This is a genomic window from Streptomyces javensis (assembly GCF_039525925.1).
In the GTDB taxonomy this organism is placed as follows: domain Bacteria; phylum Actinomycetota; class Actinomycetes; order Streptomycetales; family Streptomycetaceae; genus Streptomyces; species Streptomyces asiaticus.
In genome coordinates this window covers 1-5,726 of record NZ_BAAAIF010000167.1, presented here as the reverse complement: position 1 = coordinate 5,726, position 5,726 = coordinate 1, and the positions used below count along the sequence as shown (strand labels likewise).

Annotated in this window: 1 protein-coding gene; it reads left to right on the top strand. The window is 73.2% G+C overall.

Annotation, left to right across the window (positions count from 1 at the left end):
* Nucleotides 1–5,726 (top strand): SDR family NAD(P)-dependent oxidoreductase (locus tag ABD329_RS47120; protein ID WP_344318174.1); only part of this gene is annotated, 5,726 nt, incomplete at both ends.

Below are 5,726 nucleotides of genomic sequence, written 5' to 3'. Positions count from 1 at the left end.
CCACACCACCATCACCGGCACCCTCCGCCGCGACGACGACACCCCCACCCGCTTCCTCACCCACCTCGCCCACCTCACCACCCACGGCCACACCCCCAACTGGACCACCCTCTACACCACCACCCACCCCCACCCCACCCCCCTCCCCACCTACCCCTTCCAACACCAGCACTACTGGCTCACCCGAGGCAGCAGCGCGGGCGATGTGAGTGCCGTGGGGCTGGAGGACACCGGCCACCCGTTAGCCGGGGCCGTGGTGAGCGTGCCCGACACCGGTGGTGTGATGCTCACCGGGCAGCTGTCGCTGACCACCCACCCCTGGCTGGCCGACCACGCCGTATCCGGCACCGTGCTGCTGCCCGGCACCGCGATGGCCGAACTCGCCATCCGCGCCGGGGACGAGACCGACACCCCCACCCTGGAAGAGCTGGTCATCGGCCAGCCGATGACACTGCCCGAAGACGGCGCGCTCCAGGTCCAGGTGCTGGTCGGCGGCGCGGAGGACGGGCGTCGAAGCGTGCGGGTCTACTCCCGCGCCGACACGGCCCAGGAATGGCTGGAGCACGCCTCGGGCACTCTCGCCGCGCAGCCGGACGGCTCGGCCGAGGACGGCATGCGGGACTACGCCCACGACGGCACGCGGGACGGCACCGCCGAGTGGCCGCCGCCCGGTGTCGAGCCGGTCGCTCTGGACGACTTCTACGACAACCTCGCCCGGGCCGGGTACGAGTACGGGCCCGCGTTCCGGGGCCTGAAGGCGGTGTGGAAGCGCGACGGCGAGGTGTTCGCGGAGGCCGCGCTGCCGGAGGAGCAGTCGCAGGTGGCCGGACGGTTCGGCATCCACCCGGCGCTGCTGGACGCCGCGCTGCACGCGAGCAACTTCTGTCTCCCCCCGACCCCGGGCCAGACGCCACTCCCCTTCGTATGGAACGACGTCCGGCTGCTGGCGGCGGGGGCCACCGCCGTCCGTGTGCGCGCCCGCGCCACCGGTACGGATTCGTTCACCATCAGCCTCTTCGACAGCACCGGCGCCCCCGTCGCCTCGGTGGACTCCCTGGTGCTCAGGGCGATCAGTCCCGAACAGCTCGCCGCCGCCTCCGGCGGCGCCGATCGGTCCGCTGACTCGCTGTTCACGCTGGACTGGACCGAGCACCCCGCCACCGCCGACGCCGAGGTCTCCTGGGCCACCCTCGACGATGCCCTCGACCACGCCAACGTGGACGCGCTGGTCGCGGGCGAGGCCCGGCCCGGGGCCGTGCTCGTCGACACCACGGCCTGGACCACCGAGGACACCGGCCTGCCCGCACGGACCCGGGACCTGGCCGCCCGTGCGCTGAATCTGGTGCAGCGGTGGGTCGGCCAACCCGAACTCACCGACATCCCGCTGGTGTTGCTCACCCAGGGCGCCGTGTCCGTGCACCACACCGCCGAGGTCACCGACCCCGCCGCCGCCGCGATCTGGGGCCTGGTCCGCTCCGCCCAGTCCGAACACCCCGGCCGTATCACCCTGGTGGACGCCGACGACGTATCGCGGGGGGCCCTGTCCGCCGCGGTGGCGTCCGGCGAACCGCAGTTGGCGCTGCGCCGTGGGGTGCTGTGGGTACCGCGTCTGGTGCGGTCGCCGCAGGGTCTCGCCGTACCCGAGCACGACCACTGGTACCTGGACGTCTCGGAGAAGGGCAGCCTGGAGAACCTGGTGCTGCGGCCGGACCCCGAGGCCACCGCGCCACTGGCCACCGGTCAGGTCCGGATCGAGGTCCGCGCCGCCGGTCAGAACTTCCGGGACGTGCTCGTCGCGCTCGGCGGCGTGGCGGGCCAGGAGGGCCTGGGCGGCGAGGGTGCCGGTGTGGTGACCGAGGTCGGCCCGGGTGTCGAGGGCCTGGCCGTGGGCGACCGGGTGATGGGCCTGTTCCCCCGCTCGTTCGGCCCGCTGGCCACCGCGGACGCGCGTACCGTGGCGCCGATCCCCGAGGGCTGGTCGTACGCCACCGCCGCCGGTGTGCCGGTGGCCTATCTGACGGCGCTGTACGGGCTGCGGGACCTGGGCGGCATCCAGCCGGATGAGACATTGCTGGTGCATGCCGCCGCGGGCGGGGTGGGCATGGCCGCCGTCCAGCTGGCGCGGCACTTCGGCGCCACCGTGTACGCCACCGCCCATCCGTCGAAGCACCATGTGCTGACCGCGCTGGGGGTGCCGGAGGAGCGTCTGGCGTCCAGCCGCGACCTCGATTTCGCCTCGGCGTTTCCCGCGCTGGACGTGGTGCTGAACTCCCTCACCGGCGAGTTCGTGGACACCTCACTGGGGCTGCTCGGCGCCGGTGGCCGGTTCGTGGAGATGGGCAAGAACGACATCCGCGATCCCGCCGCGGTCGCCGAGGCACATCCCGGCGTGGGCTACCAGGCGTTCGACCTGGGAGGTGACGCGGGGCCGGACCGCATCCGGGAGTTGCTCGCGGAGCTGGTGGAGCTGTTCCGGGAGGGCGCGATCCAGCCGCTGCCCGTACGGCACTGGGACATCACCCAGGCGCCGACGGCCTTCCGCTGGATGAGCCAGGGCCGTCACACCGGCAAGATCGTGCTCACCCTCCCCCGCACCCTGGACCCCGGCGGCACCGTCCTGGTCACCGGCGGCACCGGCACCCTCGGCGCCACCATCGCCCGCCACCTCATCACCCACCACGGCGCCCGCCGGCTGCTCCTGGTCAGCCGCCAGGGCCCCGACGCCCCCGGCGCCACGGACCTCACCGCCGAACTCACCGAACTCGGCGCACACGTCCGCATCGCCGCCTGCGACACCGCAGACCGCGACCAACTCGCCACCGCCCTCGCCACCATCCCGGCCGACCATCCCCTCACCGCCGTGGTCCACACCGCCGGAACCCTGGACGACGGCATCCTCACCGCACTCACCCCCGACCGCCTCGACACCGTCCTCCGCCCCAAGGTCGACGCGGTCACCCATCTCCACGAGCTCACCCACGACAACCACGACCTGGCGGCGTTCGTCATCTACTCCTCCGCCGCCGGAACGCTCGGCAACGCGGGCCAGGCCAACTACGCCGCCGCCAACGCCTTCCTCGACGCCTTCGCCCAGTGGCGGCACGCCCGCCACCAGCCCGCCACCTCGCTGGCGTGGGGGCTGTGGAGCGACACCAGCACGCTCACGGCGACGATGGACGCCACCGACGTACGCCGCACCCGGCGCGCGGGCGTGCTGGGCATGGACAACGCCGAGGCACTGCGGGTGTTCGACACCGGGCTGCGGTCCGGACTGCCCGCGCTCATGGCCGCGAAAGTCGACCTCACCGCCCTCCGCGCACCGGACGCCGAGGTGTCCCCGCTGCTGCGCGGGCTGGCACGGCCGGTGCGGCGCACCGCGCGGGCCGTGGCCACGGCGCCGGCGGCCGGTGGTCCGTCGGGGCAGCTGGCCGGGCTGTCGCCCGCCGAACAGCGGGAGTTCCTGCTCGACCTGGTGCGGGCGGAGGCCGCGGTGGTCCTCGGCCACACCGGTCCGGAGGCGATCGAGCCGACGGTGGCGTTCAAGGAAATGGGCTTCGACTCGCTGACGGCCGTCGAGCTGCGCAACCGGCTCAACTCGGCGACGGAGCTGCGCCTGCCCGCGACGTCGCTCTTCGACCACCCGACCCCGGTGCTCCTCGCCGAGCTGCTCCACACCGAGCTGGGCGGCGGTCCGGCACCCGCCGCCGCGGCCCCGGTGGCCGTGCGCACCGGCGCCGCGACGGACGAGCCGGTCGCCGTGGTGGCGATGAGCTGCCGGCTGCCGGGCGGGGTGACCGACCCGGACGGGCTGTGGGACCTGCTGCTCGGCGAGCGCGACGGCATCACCGACTTCCCCCGCGACCGGGGCTGGGACCTGGAAGCGCTGTTCGACGCGGACCCGGACCACAGCGGCACCTCCTATGTGCTGCGCGGTGGGTTCCTCGAGGACGCGGCCGGTTTCGACGCGGACTTCTTCGGGATCTCGCCGCGTGAGGCGCTGGCGATGGATCCGCAGCAACGGCTGTTCCTGGAGGCCTGCTGGGAGGCGTTCGAGCGGGCGGGCATGGATCCCACGGCGGTGGGAGGCCGGGACATCGGCGTGTTCGCCGGTGTCATCAACCAGGACTACGGCGTGCGCGGCGGGCCCGCCCCCGAGGATCTGGAGGGCTATATGCTCACCGGCTCGGCGACGAGTGTCGCCTCCGGCCGGGTGGCGTATGTGCTGGGCCTGGAGGGCCCGGCGGTCACGGTGGACACGGCGTGCTCCTCCTCACTGGTGGCCATGCACTGGGCCGTACAGGCGCTGCGGCAGGGCGAGTGCTCGATGGCGCTGACCGGGGGCGCCACGGTGATGGGGCGTGCCTCGGCGTTCGTGGAGTTCTCGCGCCAGCGCGGTCTGGCGCCGGACGGCCTGTGCAAGGCGTTCGGCGCGGGTGCGGACGGCACGACCTTCAGCGAGGGCGTCGGCGTACTGCTGCTGGAGCGGCTGTCCGACGCCCGCCGCAACGGGCACGAGGTGCTGGCCGTGATCCGCGGCACGGCGGTGAACCAGGACGGTGCGAGCAACGGCCTCACCGCGCCGAACGGGCCTTCGCAGCAGCGGGTGATACGCCAGGCCCTGGCCAACGCGGGGCTGTCGGGCGCCGACATCGACGCGGTCGAGGCCCACGGCACCGGCACCGCACTCGGCGACCCCATCGAGGCCCAGGCGCTCCTGGCCACCTATGGACAGGAACGCCCGGGGGACGAGCCGGTGTGGCTCGGATCGCTGAAGTCCAACACCGGACACACGCTGGCCGCGGCGGGCGTGTCCAGCGTCATCAAGATGGTGCTGGCGATGCGGCACGGCACGCTGCCGCGGTCCCTGTACGCCGACGAGCCGACGCCCGAGGTGGATTGGGCGTCGGGCGCGGTGTCCCTGCTGACCGAGGCCCGGCCCTGGCCTGAGACCGGACACCCACGCCGCGCCGGTGTGTCCTCCTTCGGCATCAGCGGCACCAACGCCCACCTCATCCTGGAGCAGGCGCCGGAGCCAGAGCCCGAAGCAGCGCCGAAGTCGGACGACGGTACGGACGCCCCCGGGCTCGTGGCCACCGGCGGGGCCGTGCCCTGGGTCCTGTCCGCCAGGACCCCAACAGCCCTACGGGCTCATGCCCAACGCCTGCTGGACCACCTGGAATCCGGCGTGAACGCACGCCCGGTGGACATCGGCTGGTCCCTTGCCACCACCCGCACCCTCCACGACCACCGCGCCGTCATCATGACCGACACCGAGGGCGGTGAGGCCACGGCCGCGCTGACCGCCCTCGCCACGGAACAGCCCCACCCCCGCCTCACCACCGGCCACGCCGACAGCCACGGCAAGACGGTCTTCGTCTTCCCCGGCCAGGGAGCCCAGTGGACAGGCATGGGAGCCCAACTGCTCCAGACCTCACCGGTCTTCGCGGCCCGGCTGAACGAGTGTGCCGAGGCCCTGGCCCCCTACACCGACTGGTCGCTGATCGACGTCATCACCGGAGCACCCGACGCGCCGAGCCTTGAGCGCGTCGATGTCCTCCAGCCCACCACCTTCGCCATCATGGTCTCCCTCGCCGCACTCTGGCAGGCCAACGGCATCCACCCCGACGCGGTCATCGGCCACTCCCAAGGCGAAATCGCCGCCGCCTGCGTCGCCGGACACCTCACCCTCCCCACCGCAGCCAAAATCGTCGCCCTGCGCAGCCAGA